21 protein-coding genes and 1 tRNA gene are annotated in these 17,723 nt (G+C 69.4%); 15 read left to right on the forward strand and 7 right to left on the reverse strand.

The features are described from left to right. Positions 1 to 147: 147 nt before the first annotated feature. Positions 148 to 816, forward strand: a complete 669-nt coding sequence (locus ABN273_RS27970; RefSeq protein ID WP_349452003.1) for a macro domain-containing protein — start codon at positions 148 to 150, stop codon at positions 814 to 816. 12 nt (positions 817 to 828) lie between these two features. Here the strand turns inward: ABN273_RS27970 and ABN273_RS27975 are convergent, their stop codons facing one another. After that, a complete protein-coding gene (locus ABN273_RS27975) occupies positions 829 to 1,953 on the reverse strand; it encodes an amidohydrolase family protein (protein ID WP_349452004.1) in 1,125 nt (374 codons plus the stop codon). 44 nt (positions 1,954 to 1,997) lie between these two features. Here ABN273_RS27975 and ABN273_RS27980 point away from each other — a divergent pair, with 44 nt between their 5' ends. The 4 genes from ABN273_RS27980 to ABN273_RS27995 are packed head-to-tail and all read left to right on the forward strand — an operon-like array spanning position 1,998 to position 4,452. Next, complete coding sequence (locus tag ABN273_RS27980) at positions 1,998 to 2,330, forward strand: metalloregulator ArsR/SmtB family transcription factor (protein WP_349452005.1); 333 nt, start codon at positions 1,998 to 2,000, stop codon at positions 2,328 to 2,330. Beyond that, the gene (locus tag ABN273_RS27985; RefSeq protein WP_349452006.1) at positions 2,327 to 2,902 is read left to right on the forward strand and encodes a DUF2071 domain-containing protein; all 576 of its coding nucleotides are present in this window, start codon (positions 2,327 to 2,329) and stop codon (positions 2,900 to 2,902) included. Before ABN273_RS27980 ends, ABN273_RS27985 begins: the two co-directional genes overlap by 4 nt. Before the next feature lie 31 nt (positions 2,903 to 2,933). Then, the gene (locus ABN273_RS27990) at positions 2,934 to 4,004 is read left to right on the forward strand and encodes a DUF6745 domain-containing protein (RefSeq protein WP_349452007.1); all 1,071 of its coding nucleotides are present in this window, start codon (positions 2,934 to 2,936) and stop codon (positions 4,002 to 4,004) included. 10 nt (positions 4,005 to 4,014) lie between these two features. Beyond that, the gene (locus tag ABN273_RS27995) at positions 4,015 to 4,452 is read left to right on the forward strand and encodes a DUF8820 family protein (protein ID WP_349452008.1); all 438 of its coding nucleotides are present in this window, start codon (positions 4,015 to 4,017) and stop codon (positions 4,450 to 4,452) included. Here ABN273_RS27995 and ABN273_RS28000 read toward each other — a convergent pair whose 3' ends face one another. From ABN273_RS28000 to ABN273_RS28010, 3 genes are all read right to left on the reverse strand, one after another. After that, positions 4,453 to 5,433: an LLM class flavin-dependent oxidoreductase gene (locus ABN273_RS28000; protein WP_349452009.1), complete on the reverse strand. Its 981-nt coding sequence runs from the start codon at positions 5,431 to 5,433 to the stop codon at positions 4,453 to 4,455. It lies immediately after the preceding gene. 102 nt (positions 5,434 to 5,535) lie between these two features. After that, the gene (locus ABN273_RS28005) at positions 5,536 to 6,867 is read right to left on the reverse strand and encodes a glycoside hydrolase family 6 protein (protein WP_349452010.1); all 1,332 of its coding nucleotides are present in this window, start codon (positions 6,865 to 6,867) and stop codon (positions 5,536 to 5,538) included. A 130-nt stretch (positions 6,868 to 6,997) separates the two neighbouring features. Continuing rightward, positions 6,998 to 7,567, reverse strand: coding sequence for a TetR/AcrR family transcriptional regulator (locus ABN273_RS28010; protein WP_349452011.1), 570 nt, complete (start codon positions 7,565 to 7,567; stop codon positions 6,998 to 7,000). Between the two features lie 96 nt (positions 7,568 to 7,663). Here ABN273_RS28010 and ABN273_RS28015 point away from each other — a divergent pair, with 96 nt between their 5' ends. Genes ABN273_RS28015 through ABN273_RS28040 form a run of 6 tightly spaced genes read left to right on the forward strand, consistent with a single transcriptional unit; the run spans position 7,664 to position 12,262 of the window. After that, entirely contained in the window at positions 7,664 to 9,469 is a 1,806-nt protein-coding gene (locus tag ABN273_RS28015) for an MDR family MFS transporter (protein WP_349452012.1), read from the forward strand. Next, positions 9,466 to 9,879: a hypothetical protein gene (locus ABN273_RS28020; RefSeq protein WP_349452013.1), complete on the forward strand. Its 414-nt coding sequence runs from the start codon at positions 9,466 to 9,468 to the stop codon at positions 9,877 to 9,879. Before ABN273_RS28015 ends, ABN273_RS28020 begins: the two co-directional genes overlap by 4 nt. Beyond that, positions 9,876 to 10,112, forward strand: coding sequence for a hypothetical protein (locus ABN273_RS28025; protein ID WP_349452014.1), 237 nt, complete (start codon positions 9,876 to 9,878; stop codon positions 10,110 to 10,112). The genes ABN273_RS28020 and ABN273_RS28025 overlap by 4 nt, the downstream gene beginning before the upstream one ends. A gap of 39 nt (positions 10,113 to 10,151) precedes the next feature. Further along, on the forward strand, positions 10,152 to 10,655 hold the full coding sequence (locus ABN273_RS28030; protein ID WP_349452015.1) for a universal stress protein: 504 nt from the start codon (positions 10,152 to 10,154) through the stop codon (positions 10,653 to 10,655). Positions 10,656 to 10,702: 47 nt separating this feature from the next. Next, positions 10,703 to 11,404, forward strand: a complete 702-nt coding sequence (locus ABN273_RS28035) for a M15 family metallopeptidase (RefSeq protein ID WP_349452016.1) — start codon at positions 10,703 to 10,705, stop codon at positions 11,402 to 11,404. Between the two features lie 12 nt (positions 11,405 to 11,416). Further along, positions 11,417 to 12,262, forward strand: a complete 846-nt coding sequence (locus tag ABN273_RS28040; RefSeq protein ID WP_349452017.1) for an NUDIX domain-containing protein — start codon at positions 11,417 to 11,419, stop codon at positions 12,260 to 12,262. A gap of 3 nt (positions 12,263 to 12,265) precedes the next feature. Here the strand turns inward: ABN273_RS28040 and ABN273_RS28045 are convergent, their stop codons facing one another. Continuing rightward, positions 12,266 to 12,592, reverse strand: a complete 327-nt coding sequence (locus tag ABN273_RS28045) for an STAS domain-containing protein (RefSeq protein WP_349452018.1) — start codon at positions 12,590 to 12,592, stop codon at positions 12,266 to 12,268. A gap of 51 nt (positions 12,593 to 12,643) precedes the next feature. Here ABN273_RS28045 and ABN273_RS28050 point away from each other — a divergent pair. Further along, positions 12,644 to 12,730 (forward strand) — tRNA-Ser (locus tag ABN273_RS28050). 61 nt (positions 12,731 to 12,791) lie between these two features. Here ABN273_RS28050 and ABN273_RS28055 read toward each other — a convergent pair. Further along, entirely contained in the window at positions 12,792 to 14,804 is a 2,013-nt protein-coding gene (locus ABN273_RS28055) for a nucleotide-binding protein (RefSeq protein WP_349452019.1), read from the reverse strand. Positions 14,805 to 14,918: 114 nt separating this feature from the next. Here ABN273_RS28055 and ABN273_RS28060 point away from each other — a divergent pair, with 114 nt between their 5' ends. Both ABN273_RS28060 and ABN273_RS28065 read left to right on the forward strand, forming a co-directional pair. Further along, complete coding sequence (locus tag ABN273_RS28060) at positions 14,919 to 15,875, forward strand: NAD(P)H-quinone oxidoreductase (protein ID WP_349452020.1); 957 nt, start codon at positions 14,919 to 14,921, stop codon at positions 15,873 to 15,875. A gap of 5 nt (positions 15,876 to 15,880) precedes the next feature. Further along, entirely contained in the window at positions 15,881 to 16,396 is a 516-nt protein-coding gene (locus ABN273_RS28065; protein ID WP_349452021.1) for a bacterial proteasome activator family protein, read from the forward strand. Positions 16,397 to 16,458: 62 nt separating this feature from the next. On the opposite strand, the gene ABN273_RS28070 is transcribed toward ABN273_RS28065, so the two are convergent. After that, positions 16,459 to 17,229: an HAD family hydrolase gene (locus ABN273_RS28070; RefSeq protein WP_349452022.1), complete on the reverse strand. Its 771-nt coding sequence runs from the start codon at positions 17,227 to 17,229 to the stop codon at positions 16,459 to 16,461. Positions 17,230 to 17,479: 250 nt separating this feature from the next. Here ABN273_RS28070 and ABN273_RS28075 point away from each other — a divergent pair, with 250 nt between their 5' ends. Then, on the forward strand, positions 17,480 to 17,683 hold the full coding sequence (locus ABN273_RS28075) for a cold-shock protein (RefSeq protein WP_127938141.1): 204 nt from the start codon (positions 17,480 to 17,482) through the stop codon (positions 17,681 to 17,683). Positions 17,684 to 17,723 lie beyond the last annotated feature (40 nt).

The following is a 17,723-nucleotide window of genomic DNA, read 5'->3' on the forward strand; positions in this document are numbered from 1 at the left end:
CGGTGACGGCACGGGGGACTGAAGTGGGGGAATTGTGCCGCGTGAAGATCGCGGATGCGATGTCGGGGGCAAGATCCCGTTCGCCCTTGTGGCGCGGTATCTTCGTACCTGCTGGAAACGTCCCTCCCCCGCACCCGGAGCAAGCCATTGAGTGTCAAGCACGTGAAGCCGCTGCTCAAGGTGGTGCTGGCGGACGTCAACGCGAAGGTGGTGCAGGAGTGGCTGGCGGCGTTCGCCGACACCCCTGAGGTCGAGATCCACAAAGGGTCGCTCGTCTCCGAGCACGTCGACGCCTGGGTCAGCCCGACCAACTCCCGCGGGCGGATGGACGGCGGCGTCGACGCGGTCATCAAGCGGCACCTCGGGGCCGGGATCCAGCTACGCGTCCAGCGGGCGATCCGCGATCAGTTCGAAGGATCGCTGCCGGTGGGAAGTGCCGTCTGCGTACCGTCCGGGGCGACCAACCCGAAGTTCCTGATCTCGACGCCGACGATGGTGCAGTCGGTGCAGAACGTGAGCGAGACGCTGAACGTGGCCATGGCGTGCGCCGCCGCGTTCCAGGCCATCCACATGCAGAACGAGAAGGAGCCGGGCAGCATCGAGTCGGTGGCACTGGTCGGCATGGGCGCGGCCACGGGCAAGGTGCCGCCGCGGGTGTGCGCCAACCTGATGTGGACCGGCTACACCCTGTTCAACGACTACTACTTCCGGGACTACGACGACCTGCGGAAGACGATCCGCGAGCAACTCGACGACATCGAGAGCCGCCCCGAGGAGGAGCGGGTACGGATCAAGCCGCCCACCGACAGGTCCTGACGAACGCAGGGCTCAGCGGATGATCCGGCCGCGGTGGATCACGCGCGCGGGCGTGTACAGGACGGCGAGATCGGTGCGGGGGTCCAGGTCGTAAGCGACCAGATCGGCGGGGGCGTCGTGCTCGAGCCCGGGGAAGCCCAGGAAGGACCGCGCCGTCCATGAGGCCGCGCCGATCGCCGCCGCGACGGGCATGGGGGACGCCGCCAGACGGCGCACCTCGCCGGCCACTCGTCCGTGCGGGAGTTCGGTTGTCCCGTAACTGTCAGTCCCCGCCAGCACCGTCACGCCGGACTCGTACGCGGCCGACACCAGCGGCCCCAGACGGGCGTGTGCCGCCCGGAACCACTCACGGAACCGGTCCGCGCCCGATGAGCGGGCGACCCGCTCGAATGTCTCCCAGACCGTGAACGTGGGCACCAGGGCCGTCCCCTGGCGGGCCATCCGGTCCAGTAGCGCCGTGTCAAGGCCCAGGCCATGTTCGAGGCTGTCCACCGCCGCCTCGACCGCGATCCGGGCGCCTGCCGACGTCTGCGCGTGCACGGCGACCCGGCCGCCCATGGCGTGCACCCGCCGAGTCAGCTCGGCGAGCAGGGGGCCCGGGAGCGGCGGCGCATCGAGCCCCTCCTCGCCGACCACCCAATCCGCGTAGACCTTGCACCAGCCCCCAGACGCGCGCGCCTCGTCGACCGCCGCGTCCGCCAGCTCCGCCTCGCCGACGTGCCGTGTCCATCCGTCGTAGAACATGCCGGGCAGACCCAGCCAGCGACCGGCCGAGACGACGCGCGGCTGGTCCGGTTCTGTGCCGAACCACGTCGGGAGCCGGTCGGCTGAACCAGGCACGCGCAGGAGCGTCACACCGGCCGCCAGGTGCTCGCGACCGTGCTGCCGGAGCAGCGCCGGGTCGAGCGGGTCACCTGGATGCCGGGCGCCTGGATGTGTGTGCACGTCCACGAGCCCTGGCAGCAGCCAGCCCCCGTCCACAACCGTGGTGGCGCCGGGCAGCGGCTCGCACGTCAGCCTGCCGTCCACGATCCAGAACTCGGCCCACTCCTCCGACGGCAGCGCGACGCCTCGCACGTGCAGCCGCTCCCGGTGACGGCCGTCCTCGTTCACCATGCTCATGCCCTCGTACGTCACATATTAGCAGGTTAGCTATTTAGCCAATGTGCTATATTCGAAGTATGGTTGACGGCAACGACGAGACCGGTGTCTTCCGCGCGCTCGCCGATCCCACAAGACGCCAGATCCTCGAAGACCTGCGTGACGGCGAGCTCTCAGCAGGACAGATCGCGAGCCGGTTCTCCATCAGTGCGCCGTCCATCTCCCGCCACCTCGGCGTCCTCAAGGGCGCGGGCCTGGTCACCGAGCGCCGCGACGGCAACCGCATCCTTTACACACTGGCCGAGGAACGACTGGCCGTCTGCGTCGGCCGTTTCCTCAGCGCCGTCTGTCCCGAGCAGATCGTCCTACGCCACACCAAGTGGCAACGCCTTCCGGACGGTGGGGAAATATGAGGCAACCCCGCCTGTCCAGCGTTGTCGAGCGGCGTCTCCTGGTGAACTACCGGCTGGCGCCGGAGGTCGCCGCCCGCCTGCTCCCCGACGGGCTCCGCCCGCAGCTCGTGCGCGGCTATGCCGTCGCCGGCATCTGCCTGCTGCGCCTGGGAGACGTACGGCCGAGCTGGGCGCCGAAGGCCGTGGGATTGCGCAGCGAGAACGCCGCCCACCGCATCGCCGTCGAGTGGGACGGTCCCGACGGAGTCGAGACCGGCGTCTACATCCCACGGCGCGACACGGCCTCCCTGCTCAACACCTGGGCCGGCGGGCGCCTCTTCCCCGGCGAGCACGGCCGGGCCCACTTCGAGGTCCGCGAGACGCCCGGCGAGCTGCATGTCGCCTATGCCGCCCGCGGGATGACCTGCCCGCCATGGAGCGTACGTGGCTGGACCCGAGGTCCGTCGTTATCTGGGCGGTCCGATCTCGGCGCCCGACATGGGTTCATTGTGGCGCGGTGGCTCCGGCGACGTGAAGGCCCCGGGCAACGGGTGGACATCTCCCGTGCCGATCTGTCACCATCTCAGACATGATCGTGAGAAAGGACCACGCCACCCTGATCCGGTGAGCGATCCCGTGCAGCGGGAAGCTGCCGCCATCCGCGAGCAATGGCTGGGCCAGGCGCTCTCGACGCTGCCCGCCGACCGTTCGGCCGCAGAGGCCGCCATCTCGGGCCTGTACCGCCTGATCGGGCTCCCTCCACCCCACTTCCACTGGGTCGCATCACCCGTCGCGGCCCTGACGACCGTCCCGCCAGGGGCACGGGTCCGCGAGTCAGTCGAGCGCATGGCCGCTTGGCTCGTGCCTCGCCGGTTCGCGACGCTGGTGCGGGAGCTGCGCAGGGAGCTCGACGCGCGGATCAGACCAGCTCAAGAGCCCATCGACCGGCTCATCCACCAGCAGGTTCTCTTTCCGCTGTCCCGATCGCTCTACAGCACGCTCATCCCGCCGCTGCGGGCGGCCCACGCGGGGCCGTTCCGCGAGGACTGGTACCGCCTTCTGCATGTTTCCTGGATCGCCCGCTACGACGCCCTGCGGCACGTGGCCGGTGTCGCATTCACCGGCCCGCAACTGGAGCGGCTCGGGCTGTGGGCGACCGCGGCCACGTCGTGCGGCTGGTGGTGGCCCAGGGAAGGTGTGTGCGTCGTCTCCGAGCGGCCGGTCGCCGTGCACACCGAGGTGTCGGGCGACGACGGGGAGGTGCGGCTGCACTGCGCCGACGGCCCGGCAATGCGCTACGCGGACGGCTGGGACCTGCACTCCTTGCACGGCACGGAGGTGCCGCCCTGGGTGATCATGGATCCGGACGTCCGGCGCATCGCGGACGAGGCCAACGTGGAAGTCAGACGGTGTGCGATCGAGCACCTCGGCTGGGCCTCCTACATCGAGCAGGCCGGGCTCCGGCTCGTCGCCACCGCCCCCGATCCCGGCAATCCCGGCTCCGAGCTGCGCCTTTACGACATGCGCAGGGGCACCAGAGTGCTCCTCGCGGTCAACGGGTCCGTCGAGCGCGACGGGCGCCGCCGGCAGTACGGGCTGACCGTGCCGGGCTTCATCAACGACCCGATCGACGCCGCCGGCTGGACCTACGGGCTGTCCGCCGCGCAGTACTCCCTGCTTCTCCGCCGAACCTGAGGTGAACACCATGACTGTGACTCTTGCCACCCTGACCCAGCAGACCGGACTCGCCGTGCTCGACCACCTCGAGCAGTCGGTACGCATCACCGTCGTCGACGGCCTTCATGCCCAGGGCGACCTCATCGTCATCCCCCACTCCGTCGTCGCCGCATCCGTAGCACTCCTGTCCGACCTCCACTGGCAGCCCATTCCCCCGGAGGGCGTCGAGCTCCTGCGCGGCGCGGCCGGCGGCAACCCCCACACGCTCGTCGCCGACCCGGGCACCTGCCGGTGGACGACCCGGGTGTCGGACGCGGACGGGCTAGCGATCGGCATGTTCGAGGCGTCGGCCGCCGTCTACCTGCTGCATCCCGAGCATGGGGGTACGGGGTGCGCGCCGGGCACGTACGTCGTGCGGCGCCAGCGTGAGCACGAGGGCCGCCGGAGCCGCCTCGTGGCGGACTGATCAGAGCCCGTGTGCCTCCGCCAGCAGCTCGGCCGAGCGCAGCCCCGCCTTCCTGTCGGGCGCGGAGAAGGCGACGATCAGCTCGTCCGCCCCGGCGTGCTCGGCGAACCGGTTGACATAGTCCTTGACCTCCGCCGGGTCCCCGACGGCCGAGTATCTGGCCATCTGCACGATCTGCTGCCCAGCCGGCGACTCGAGGATCATGTCGGCCTCCTCCGTCGTGAACGTGCCCCCCCGCCCCAGGAACCTGCTCACCCTCAGCCGCTTCGAGGCCAGGAACTGCTCCTGCGCCTCCTCCGACGTGTCCGCCGCGATCACGTTGAGCGCGGCGATGACATACGGCCGGTCGAGCTGCGCGGACGGCTTGAAGTCGCGCCGGTAGAGCGCCACGGCCTCCTCCAGCGCGGTGGGCGCGAAGTGGGAGGCGAACGCGTACGGGAGCCCCAGCGCGGCGGCGAGCTGGGCGCCGAACAACGAGGAGCCGAGGATGTAGAGCGGCACGTTCGTGCCCTTGCCCGGCGTGGCGTCCACGCCCGGGATCCGGGACTCGCCCGCGAGGTAGCCCTGGAGCTCCAGAACGTCCTGCGGAAACGAGTCGGCGGACGACGGGGTGCGCCGCAGCGCGCGCAGGGTCTGCTGGTCGCTGCCCGGCGCCCGGCCGAGGCCGAGGTCGATGCGTCCTGGATGCAGGGTCTCCAGGGTGCCGAACTGCTCGGCGATGGTCAGTGGGGAGTGGTTCGGGAGCATGACGCCGCCCGCTCCGAGGCGGATCGTCCGGGTGTGGGCGGCGACGTGGGCAATGAGCACGCTGGTCGCCGAGGACGCGATGCTGGGCATGTTGTGGTGCTCGGCGTACCAGACCCGCCGGTAGCCCAGGTCCTCGGCCCGCTGGGCCAGGGCCACGCTGCCGGCGAGGCTGTCGGCCGCCGTCTCGCCCTCGCCGATGATCGCCAGATCAAGGATGGACAGCGGCAGAGCCATGAGTACGCGCCTTTCGCAGAGCGGTGTGACCTGGCACTGTGCAACAGCCGCGAAGGCGCCGTTATTTCGCCGATGGGCCCCGGTCGAGGGGCCCATCGGGTCTCAGGAGGCCGTGCAGGTCACCGGCGACGGGATGCCGTTCTGGCCGCTCCAGCCGGCCACGAAGCCGAACGTGGTGGTCGCGCCGGCCGCCAGTGCGCCGTTCCAGTTGAGGTTCGTGACGGTGACGGTGCCGCTGCCCGAGAGGTTGCCGTTCCAGAGTTGCGAGATCGTCTGCCCGTTCGGGAACGTCCAGCCGACCTTCCAGCCGGAGATCGAGGACGAACCCGTGTTCTTCACGGTCACCTCACCCTGGAAGCTGCCCTGCCACTGGCTCGTCACCTTGTACGTCGCCGCGCAGCCCGACGGGCCCGTGGTCGGCGTCACCGTGGGAGTGACCGTCGGGGTCACCGTGGGGGTCACGGTGGGCGGGGCGGCGGCCATGGCCAGGTCGTACGCCCGCTGCGGCACGAACTGCCCGGCCGCCGCGATGCACCCGTCGGCCTCGCCCGGCAGCTTGACCCAGAGGTAGGCGTCGATCACCGAGTCACTCGTGTTGGTGGTGCTCCAGGTGCCCGTCGCGCGGCCCGGCGGGTCGCACCACTCGCTGCCCTGCGGCCCGTTGCCGTTACGGCTGGTGTCGATGACCGCCTTCAACCTGGACACGCCGGTCGCCGCGAGGACGCTCTTCGCGTACGACACCAGCCCGGGCGTGGAGCGGTAATTGGAGGTGTTGACCGCGATGCCGTCGGCGCTGTTGGCCACGTCGGCCCCGACCAGCCTGGAGGCGGCCTCCGAGGCGGACAGCCACGCGTCGTGCCCGATGTCGAAGTACACCTTCACCTGCGACGACGTCGCCCTGAACTTCTTGCCCGCGTAAGCCATGGACGCCTTGACCTCGGCCTGCTGCGCCGAGTTCATGCAGTTCGTCATGATGGCCAGCGCGTCCGGCTCCAGCACGATCGTGGCGGGCCGGCCGCCGAGACCCGCCGCGACCTGGTCGATCCAGGCCCGGTACGACGCGTGGTCCGGCGCGCCGCCCGCGCTGGCGCCCCCGCAGTCGCGGTTCGGCATCTCGTACACGACCAGGATGGGGATCTTGCCTGCCGCGGCGGCCGCGCCGACGTACGAGTCGACCTGGCTCCGCACGGTGGAGGGGTTGTACGTGGCGAACCACCTGCCCTGGGGCACGGCGGCGATCCGGTCCCTGATCACCGGGGTACGGCTGTCGTTGGGGTTCGCGGCGACCCACTTGGCCGCGTTGGTCTGCGGATCCACGTAGAAAGCGGAGTCGGCGGCCTCGGCGGTGGGGGTCGAGGAGAGGACGACCGACCCCGCCACGGCCATGGCGGCCGCCGCGAGGAGCACCGCCAACACGGGCCTTCTGCGAGACATGGAATTCACTCCGTCCGTCATGCGGGAGCTGTGGGAGCGCTCCCACCGCCATTCGGATGGTAAGTAGCCGTCACCGCCCGCTGAAAGACATCCGACCGCTGCTCGCGGCATATCCCCAGGCCAGGACCGCCTAGGCAGGTGAAACTTTCAGGCACGCCTCGAAGACCGCGGTCAGGCGGTCGACGTCGGCCGGGGTGGGCGTCTCAGGGCCGAGGCGCCGGCGCATGGCGCCGATGCCGAGGAAGACCGCCGTGGCCATGCGGGCCCTGGCGTGCGCGTCCGGACCGCCGAGCAGCTCCTCCAGCGGGTGGAGCACGGCCGTGAGCATGCGTTCGCGGGCCACTGCCTGGACCTCGGGGTGGCCCGCCGAGCGCTCCAACGTGCGCAGGATCGGGCTCTCCGGCGGGTGCTCCATGCGCTCGGCCGCGTATTCGGCCAGCCGCCGCGGCAGGCTCTCGAAGTCGCCGCTGAACAGGTCACGGATGGTCGGCTCGCCTTCCAGGACCGCGCCGAAGAGGCCGGCCTTGGAGCCGAAATAGCGTCCCACCAGGGCGATGTTGGCGTCCGCGGCCGCGGCGATCATCCGGACGGTCACCCGCTCGTACCCGTGCTCGCCGAACAACGTGCGGGCCGCACGCAAGATCCGCTCGCGGGTGGCCGCGCGGTCGCGCGGCCGGGCGTCCGTCACCTGGGCGTCCATGCTCGCACTCTACTCAACCGGAACCCACTTGCCGCGCGGCTAGTAAACGCGCGTATACTCCACTTGAGTAAAGCTGTAGTAAGGGGATGTGGTGTAGTGGTAGCGCAGGCGCAGGCCGCAACCCCCGCGAGGCGGCAGTACACCCACCGCGAAATCCTCGAGGTCATGTCCGGGCTCATGCTCGCGATGCTCACGTCGATGATCTCGACTTCGGTGGTGGGCACGGCGCTGCCGACGATCGTTGGGGAGCTGGGCGGTCAGGACCAGTACTCATGGGTCGCCTCGGCGACCATGTTGACGATGACGGTCTCCACGCCGTTGTGGGGCAAGCTGTCCGACCTGTTCGGGCGCAAGCTCCTCTTCCAGACCGCGTTGGGGTTGTTCGTGGCGGCCTCGCTGGTGGCCGGTCTGTCGCAGGACATCGGGCAGCTCATCGCGGCACGGGCCGTGCAGGGCCTTGGCGTGGGTGGTTTGTCGGCACTCGCGCAGGTGATCCTGGGAGACATCGTCTCGCCCCGCGAGCGCGGCCGTTACTCCGGCTACATGGGCGCGGTCTTCGGGATCTCCACGGTCGCGGGGCCGTTGCTCGGCGGATTCCTGGTGGACACCGGCTGGCTCGGCTGGCGCTGGTGCTTCTACGTCGTGGTGCCCTTCGCGGTGGTGTCCTTCATCGTGATCCAGAAGGTGCTGAAGCTGCCGAAGGTCAGGCGGAGCACCTCCATCGACATCTGGGGCGCGACCACGATCACGGCCAGCGCGAGCTCGCTCATGCTGCTGCTGACGCTGGGCGGCGTCGAGTTCGAGTGGAACTCGTTGTGGACGTACTTCCTGGCGGCGCTCAGCCTGCTCATGCTGGCCCTGGCGGTGGTGGCCGAGCGGACCGCGCGTAACCCGATCCTGCCGCCGCGACTGTTCCGCAACCGCACGTTCGTGCTCACCAGCCTCGCCTCGCTGTTCGTGGGCATGGCGATGTTCGGCGCGATGATCTACCTGCCGCAGTACCTGCAGATCGTCAAGGGCCTCAGCCCCACCCAGTCCGGCCTGATGACGCTGCCCATGGTGATGGCGCTGTTCCTGGCCGGCGTGATCTCCGGGAAGATCGTCACCCGGACCGGCAAGTGGAAGATCTTCCCGGTCGCGGGCCTGCTGATCGTGGCCGTCGGGCTGTTCCTGCTGTCCAAGCTGCACGTGGACTCCAGCGAGTGGCTCATCGGCTTCGACGTGGCGGTGCTGGGCGTCGGGCTCGGCCTGTCCATGCAGATGCTCATCCTGGCCGCCCAGAACGGCTCGGAGCTGCGTGACATGGCCTCGACCACGTCGGGCGTGTCGTTCTTCCGCTCGCTGGGCGGCGCCGTCGGCGTGGCGGCGTTCGGCGCGATCCTGACGAACCGCCTCAAGGACGAGATGGCCGACATGCTCAGAGCGGCGCACATCGCGCTGCCCGCCGGCGGGGACGTCAAGCTCGGCAGCCCGGGAGCCATCCAGCACCTGCCCGAGCCGATCAAGCACATCGTGCTGGAAGCGTTCACGCGGGGCCTGGAGACCGTGTTCATGGTGGGCGTGCCCATCGCGCTGATCGGGTTCGTGGCCACGCTCTTCCTCAAGGAGCTGCCGCTGCGCGGCTCCTCGACGCCGCCCCCGGCGCAGAAGCCGCTCAGCAAGGACGACCTGGTCCTTGCCGGGCTGCTGCTCGAGCTCATCGCTCAGCGCATCGATCGGGCGAACGGCGAACGCTCCGCGCTGCTCACCGCGGTCGCCAAGATGGCGCCGCCGGACGGCCGCACGGAGCGCGAGCGGGCCAGGTCGGTCGCGCACACCGTGCTGCGGCCCACCTCGCGCGCCCTGATCGCCCAGGCCGCGCCCCCGCAGAAAGACCTCGTAACAGGAGGAATCTCACAATGATTCGCAAGTTTGTGGGCACCGTCGCGGCTGCCCTGGCCGTGCTGGCCGGGCTGTGGCTGATGATCGCGCCCTTCGCGCTCGGCACCCAGCCGGAGAACGCCGACTGGACGAACGCCACCCGATCCGAGTTCTTCACCGGCCTGGGCGTGGTCGTCGTGGGGCTGATCGGCGCGATCTGCTTCGTTGCGGCCATTTACGCGGAGCTCGTGGCGCGGGGCCTGGTGGTCGTACGTCAGCGCCGGCCCGAACCGGAGCCCGAGCCCGTACCGGCGGCGCCCCAGGCGTCGTCGGCCGAGCTGGCGAGCCTGCTGGCGCCGCTCGTCGAGGCGCTGCGCGAGGACCTCAACAACTCGGGTGAGCACCGCAGGAACGGCAAGGCGTCCCTGGTCGGAGTGGAGGAGAACCGATGATGGCGAAGCTGGGCGTTTCCGCCCTCGTCCTGCTGTTCCTGGGCGGCCTGTGGCTGGTGGCCGCGCCGTTCGCGGTCGGCTACCAGGCGAGGGGCGCGACCTACGTGGACGCGACGGTCAACGATCTGTGGCTCGGCGGCTCGATCGCCGCGATCTCGTTCGTATCTCTCGTGATCTACGCGGCCGACGCCCTGCGCGAGCTGGCCCGCCGCGGTAAGCACAGCGACGTCTGACGCGAGACGTGCCGTGTTCGGCGGTGACACAGACCCCGGATGGGAGCCTCTGACCGGCAGGTTCCCCGCGGGGCAGTTCGAAATCGGCAAGGACGGCGCCGGCCTGCTCGTGGTGGGCTTCGACGGATCCGGCCCGAGCCGCAACGCGCTCGGGTACGGTGGACCGCGTCCAGCGGTCCACCGCAGGTAGCGGACGGAGTCCGCACCTACGCGGCCGGGCTCACCCGCCGAGACCACGCCTCCCTGCTCGTCGCTTTCGTGGAATCGCTCAACAGCGCCGCGCTGTGGTTCTTCGCCGGGTCGCCGATCATCCCCGACGCGGCGGCCGATCTGAGCGAGGAGCTGCAGGACGAGTTGAAGGGCGCGGGCGTGCCATGGCAGTTCGTCAGCGTGCGCGGCGACGCGGCGCGCGAGCTGGAGACGCTGGCCAGCGCATATATGGCCGACGCCATCGTGGTGGGGCGCTCGCACTCCACCTGGCACGGCTCGGTGGCGGTCGGGCTTGCGAAAAGGGCTCGCCATACTGTGCTGATAGTGCCTTGAGCTGCTTGAACGTCGCATATGGTGGCGAGATGAAACGTGCTGCCGCCATGGCGTTCGTGGTGCTCGCGTCCGTTTCGTGCGGGACGCAGGCGCCTGCCACAACGGGCTCCTCATCCACGGTGCCCGCTCCCGCGCAACAGCTGGCCGAATCGGCCACACCCACACCCAGTCCGACGGCTCCACCGGCGTTCAGCGCCAAGGTCTCGAAGGTCTCCCGCGACCGCCTGCCGTACTCATGGCGTCCCGGCTGCCCGATCCACTACAGCGACCTGCGGCTGATCACGATGACGTACTGGGGCTTCGACAACAAGCCGCACACCGGTGAGCTGGTGGTGCGCAAGACGGTCACCGACGACATCGTGACGGTCTTCAGGAAGCTGTACGGCTGGCGCTGGCCCATCGAGCGGATGAAGCTGGTGGACGCGTACAAGGGCGACGACTTCGACTCGATCGAGGCCAACAACACCTCGGCGTTCAACTGCCGCCAGGCGACCGGATCCAGTAACTGGTCCAAACACGCGTACGGGGAAGCGATAGACGTCAATCCGCTCGTTAACCCCTATATCACTGCAAGTGGCGAAACAGCGCACAAAGCATCCAAGAAGTTCACAAAGCGCCCCATGAAGGGAAAGGGTGTAATAAATCCTGGTGACAAGGTGGTAAAGGCCTTCGCTCAGGTCGGCTGGGAGTGGGGCGGCTATTGGTCGGGCGCCAAGGACCTGCAGCATTTCAGCAAGAGCGGAGGCTGAGAGAATCACTCCATGGCGGCTAAGGACGGTGACGGCTGGGCCGAGTGCTCCCAAGGCCACAGGCACTGGGGGCTGCACGGCGCCTCCGGGCTCCTCGTCGTACACCATGACGACCTCGGCGTGCCGCACGTGCTCATGCAGAAGCGCTCCTGGTGGAGCCACCACGGCGGCACGTGGGGACTGCCGGGCGGGGCGCGCGACAGCCACGAGGACGCCGTCACCAGCGCGCTGCGCGAGGCCCGCGAAGAGGCGGCGCTCGCCGGCGACGGGCTGCGGGTGCAGGGCGTCTACCGTGACGATCACGGCGGGTGGGCGTTCGAGACGGTGATCGCCGAGGCGGCCGAGTTGCTGGCCGCGGCGCCCGCCAACAGCGAGAGCAGCGAGCTGCGCTGGCTGCCGCTGCCGGAGGTCACCGACCGGCGGCTGCATCCCGGCTTCGCCGCGACCTGGGACGACATCCAGGGAGAGATCAGGCCGGAGATCATCGTGCTCGACGTGGCCAACATCGTGGGCGCGCGGGCCGAGCACGGCTGGTGGCAGGACCGGCTGGGGGCGGCGACGCGACTGCTCGAGGCCGTGTCGCAGCTGCGGCTGACGCATCCCGTCCTGGCGCAGTGGTTCCCGCGCGTCGTGGCGGTCGTGGAGGGCGCGGCCAGGAGCGCGCCGGCTGTGCCAGGGGTTCAGGTGGTCGCGGCCACGGGGAGCGGGGACGACGCGATCGTGGACGTGGTGCGGCAGGCCAGGCCGTGGGAGCGCGTGCTCGTCGTCACCGCGGATCGCGGGCTGCGGGAACGGGTGCACGAGCTGGGCGCCGAGACCGTCGGCCCCAAGTGGCTGCTGTCACAACTCGGCGAGTGACCCTCATCGCTCCGCGTGGAGCACGTCGTCGAAGGCTGCCTTGAGCCCCGTCACGTCGAGCACGCGCTGCAGCACCCCGTGCACGCCGACCAGCCGTAACGAACCTGCCTGCGCGGCGACCCGGCGCTGGTGCTCCACCAGCGCCCAGAGGCCGCTGGAATCGCAGAACTCCAGCTCCTTCGTGTCGATGACGACCCTCACGCGCCCCTCGGCGAGCAACTTCCCCAGGCACTGCTTGAGCTGTGGCGCGGCGAGTTTGTCGAGGTCACCGTCGAGGCGTACGAGCACTGCCGCGTCGCCGCGCTCCACCTCAACGTTGAGATCCGCCACCTCCTGAACGTACACCGCTGTCACTGCAGCCGCTATCGTGGTTTCCGCACGGGAGGGTTCGCATAGTGGACGAGTGCAGCCGCCTTGAAAGCGGCCAGGTCAGCGATGGCCTCGTGGGTTCGAATCCCACACCCTCCGCAGACGGACGGATAACCTGCTACGTGACCGCCGGGCCTCGCCAGTCCACGTAGCAGGTTTCTCATTGTCCCGCGAAGCCGTCGCCCACGCAGGCTGCGAGCTGCAGGTAGGCGTCCCTGGTCGGCTCCTGGAGCCGATCGAGGTCGATCTCCGCGCCCTCCTCCAAGTGGGGGTCGTACGGCACGCGGATCACCGCGCGGCACCTGGCGGCGAAATGGGCCTCCAGCTTCTTGATGTCGACCGCCGACTTCGAGCGCGGCCGGACGCTGCACAGCACCACGGTCGCGTTCTTCACCAGGTCGGCGTAATGGTGCGCCTCCAGCCAGTCGAGCGTCGCCGACGCCGCCCTGGCGCCGTCCACGGACGGGGAGCTGACCAGCACGATCTGGTCGGCCAGGCCGAGCACGCCGCCCATCGCGGAGTGGAGCAGGCCGGTGCCGCAGTCGGTGATGCAGATCGAGTAGAAGTTCTCCAGCACCTGGGAGACGGCCTGGTAGTCGGCGCCGCTGAACGCCTCGGAGACCGACGGGTCGCGGTCGGAGGCGAGCACCTCCAGCCGCGAGGGCGCCTGCGAGGTGAACGCCCTGATGTCGACGTAACGCTTGACCTGGTCGCGCTCGTTGAGCAGGTCGCGCACGGTGGCCGAGGTCTCCAGGACGAGCTTGTCGGACAGGGTGCCCCTGTCGGGGTTCGCGTCCACGGCGATCACGCGGTCGCCGCGCATCTGCGCCAGGGTGGCGCCGAGGCCGACCGTGGTCGTGGTCTTGCCCACGCCGCCCTTCAGGCTCAGCACGGCCACACGGTGATGGCCGGCGGTGACCGGGGTGCGGGCCCTGGTCACCAGCTCGCGGCGGCGGCGTACCTCCGGGGGCTCGCCCGGCTTGATCCAGCCACCCGACGCCTTGTAGATGAGGCGGCGCCAGCCCTTGGAGGGGGCGTTACGCCGTCCGCGTAGCAGGGACTCCGGGTCCAGGCTGTCCGCGGTGGGACGTCCGGCGACCGGGGGCCGCGGCGGGGCGGTGAACACCGGGATCGGGGCCGGGCGGCGGAGGCGCTGCGGCGGGATCTCGCGCTCCGCCGGGCGCCACTCGTGCTGCTCGGTCCGCTGCGGGCGCTCCTCCCGGTGCGGAGGCTCGCCCTGGTGGGGACGCTCAAGCTGGTGGGGAGGCTCCTGCTGCGCGGAGGGCTCCTGCAGGAGCGGCTCGGTCCACGACGACCTCTCCTGCTCGAGCGGCTCGCTCCATGACGGCATGTCCTGCTTGGCAGGCTCCGTCCACGAAGGCTTGTCCTGCTTGGCAGGCTCCGTCCACGAAGGCTTGTCCTGCTTGGCAGGCTCTGTCCACGAGGGCCGTTCCTCGGGCTCGGTGTGCTGGGAGCGCTCGTCCTCTGGGGAGCTGTCCCGCTCCGCCCACTGAGGGGGCTGGATCGTCGGAAGGGTGTCCGACGGCTCCGGCCACTGCGGCCGCTCGTTCCTCGGGGAGGTGTCCGCCCAGGCGGTCTCGTCGTCGTCCGCCTCCGCGGCGGATCCGCCTTCGGCGGCGGACGCCTCCGGCTCCTCCGCGGCCGGCTCGGGAGCACGCGCCCACTCGGGCACCGTCGTCCAGGACGCCTCCTCCGCCTCGCCCGCGGCCTGCTCCGCGGTGGCGTTCTCCTCCGCCGTCTCTGGCGGGGTGAACGACAGCGTGTACGTGTCGGTGTCGTCAGGACGCGGCAACGGCTTCAGCGGAGCGTGGAAGGGGTCGTCCTCCACGCTCGGCGGCAAGGTCGCCGGCTCCTTCATCGCCGTGCTGGCCTTGCCGAGCCACTCGGCCGCCTCGGTCTCGCCTTCGGGAAGGTCCTCGGCCGCCGCGGCGCCGTACACGGAGTCGACGGCCGCGCGGAACAGCGGAGGCGTCGGCGTGTCCTGCTGCGCGGGAACCAGCCGCCACGGGTCCTGGGGGTACGGCGAGGAGATCGGCTCATCGGAAGCAGCTGTCGGTGCGCTGACAGAGACGGGAGTCTCCTCCGTCTCCTTGATCGCGTCGAGCCAGGCCAGCTGTTCCTCCAGCGATTCCTCTCGATCGTGTCTTGCCACCGTGTTCCCCCTCGGGTGGGTCTAAAGGGGCAGCAAATACCTTGCAGATTAACGCCACGAGCTACCGGGGAGCCCGGCAACCCACAACTTCTTTGCCCAGCTACCGTAGTTCGCATGCGAGCCATTGAGATCGCCGAGCCGGGCGGGCCCGAGGTGCTGCAGTGGCACGAGGTGCCGGAGCCCCGTGTCGAGCGCGGAGACGTGCTCATCGACGTGGCCGCCTCGGCCGTGAACCGGGCCGATGTCATACAGAGACAGGGATTTTACGATCCGCCGCCCGGCGCGCCATCCTACCCGGGGCTGGAGGTCTCCGGCGTGGTGGCCGAGGTCGGCGCGGACGTCGAGCACTTCAAGCCGGGTGACGAGGTGTGCGCGCTGCTGGGAGGCGGCGGTTACGCTGAGCGCGTAGCCGTGCCCTGGCAGCAGGTCATGCCGGTGCCCGACGGGGTGGCGCTGGTGGAGGCCGCCGGGCTGCCGGAGGTGGCGTGCACGGTGTGGTCCAACGTCTTCATGGTCGGGCGGCTGCGCAGGGGCGAGACGCTGCTGGTGCACGGCGGCGCCAGCGGGATCGGCACGTTCGCCGTGCAGCTGGCCAAGGCGCTCGGTTCGTACGTCGTCGCGACCGTCGGCTCGGCGGCCAAGGCCGAGCGCGTCAGGGGGCTCGGCGCGGACAAGGTCATCAACTACCGTGAGGAGGACTTCTCCGACAAGGTACGCGCGGACGTGATCCTCGACATCATGGGCGCCAAATACCTCGCCGGAAACGTCCAGGCGCTCCGCACCGGCGGCCGACTGGTGATCATCGGGCTGCAGGGCGGCCGCAAGGCCGAGATCGACCTGTCGGCCCTGCTCACGAAGCGCGCCGCCGTCCACGGCACGACGCTCCGCTCCCGTCCCGTGGACGAAAAGGGCGCCATCGTGCGTAGTGTCGTGGAGAACGTTTGGCCCCTCGTCGGCGCGGGAGCGGTGCGCCCTGTGGTGCACGCGAAAGTGCCGATGCCGGATGCCGCTGAAGCGCACCGAATGATGGATTCGGGGGAGCACGTCGGCAAGATCCTGCTAGTACGGTGAGTGTTATGAATGCTGAGGACAACAACACCCCCCACATCGTGGTGGTGGGCCCTGACTTCCAAGGTCAGGGCGATAGCGGTGACGATGATCGATCAGTCACGAACCTGGTCGAGCAGCCCGCCAAGGTGATGCGCATCGGCAGCATGATCAGGCAGCTGCTCGACGAGGTCCGGGCGGCTCCCCTCGACGAGGCCAGCCGCAAGCGGTTGAAGGAGATCCACGAGTCCTCCATCAAGGAGCTCGAGGACGGTCTGGCGCCGGAGTTGGTCGACGAGTTGGAGCGCCTGTCCCTGCCGTTCACCGAGGAGAACGGCGCGCCGCCGAGCGAGGCGGAGCTGCGCATCGCGCATGCCCAGCTGGTCGGTTGGCTCGAAGGGTTGTTCCACGGCATCCAGACCACGCTGTTCGCGCAGCAGATGGCCGCCCGTGCCCAGTTGGAGCAGATGCGCAGGGCGCTGCCCGGTGTGCCGCAGGGCGACGACCAGCACAGGCCGCCCGGCGGCTCGGGCCCCTACCTGTAGTGGCGCAAGCGCCAACTGCGGACAGCTGCTGAACGCCTGCTGTGGACAGCCGCTGAACGCGGCTATCCATAGAGACGCTCGATCACCTGTGCGACGCCGTCGTCGTCGTTGGCCGCGGTCACATGGTCGACCGCCGCCAGCACGGCCGGGTGCGCGTTCGCGACCGCGTACGACGTGCCTGCCCAGCTCAGCATGGGCAGGTCGTTCGGCATGTCACCGAACGCGATCGCCTCCGAAGGCTTGATCTCGTGCTGCCCGGCGAGTGCCGCCAGGGCCGACGCCTTCGTCACGCCCTGGGCGCTCATCTCGATCAGGCCCCTGCGGCTGGAGTGGGTCGCGGTCACCAGATGGCCCACCAGCCCGTGCACGGTGGCCTGCAGCTCGTCCGGTCCCAGGGCCGGGTGCAGGGCCAGGAGCTTCACGCACGGGCGGGCGGTCATGGAGTCGACGCGTACCGCTCGGGCGTCCTTGTCCAAGCCGCCGAGCAGGAAATCGGACTCATGCGCAAAACCCACTTCATACTCGACCGAAAATACGAGATCGGACACGTTCGCTCTTAGCTGATCCACGACTTCCTGGAGCACTTCCACCGTGATCAGGTGAGATTCCACTATCCGTTCGGTGTGCAGATCGTAGATCAGTGCTCCGTTCGCACAGATCGCGAGCCCGCGGTGACGTACCGCACCCGCGACCTCGCCCATCCACCGCGGCGGGCGCCCCGTCACGAACACGAGCATGGCCCCGGATTCCTCGACTCTGCCGAAGGCGGCGACCGTGCGGGGAGACACGGTTCCGTCAGTGCGCAACGCGGTTCCGTCGAGGTCGGTGGCCACTAGACGGGGCGTGGGAAGGCTCTGCATAACAGGTTCCAGTTTGCCGGGTGATGCCGCCTGACAGAAATCTTCGTAGGTACGGGAACACCAACGCGCCAGAATGGTGTTAGATGTGATGGCGTTGTATTAGCTGATCCCGTAGTGAAAACCAGCATGACTTTGTCTGAGCCACCCCGGGTGCTTGCTGTACGACACACCGGGACCCACGAGGTGTGGGTCCCATAGATTCACATCCTGAGGGAGAGCTTTTATGGCTCAGGGAACCGTCAAGTGGTTCAACGCCGAGAAGGGCTTCGGCTTCATCGCCCCGGACGGCGGTGCGCCGGACGTGTTCGTGCACTTCTCTGAGATCGTCGGTAGTGGCTACCGCAGCCTCGAAGACGGCCAGCGGGTCGAGTTCGAGATCACGCAGGGCCAGAAGGGGCCGCAGGCCTCTCAGGTCCGCGCCGTCTGACCTGTAGCAGCGAGATAGACCGGGGTTCGCTTCCAGCGGG

Source organism: Nonomuraea sp. B19D2 (assembly GCF_040137845.1).
Lineage (GTDB): Bacteria > Actinomycetota > Actinomycetes > Streptosporangiales > Streptosporangiaceae > Nonomuraea.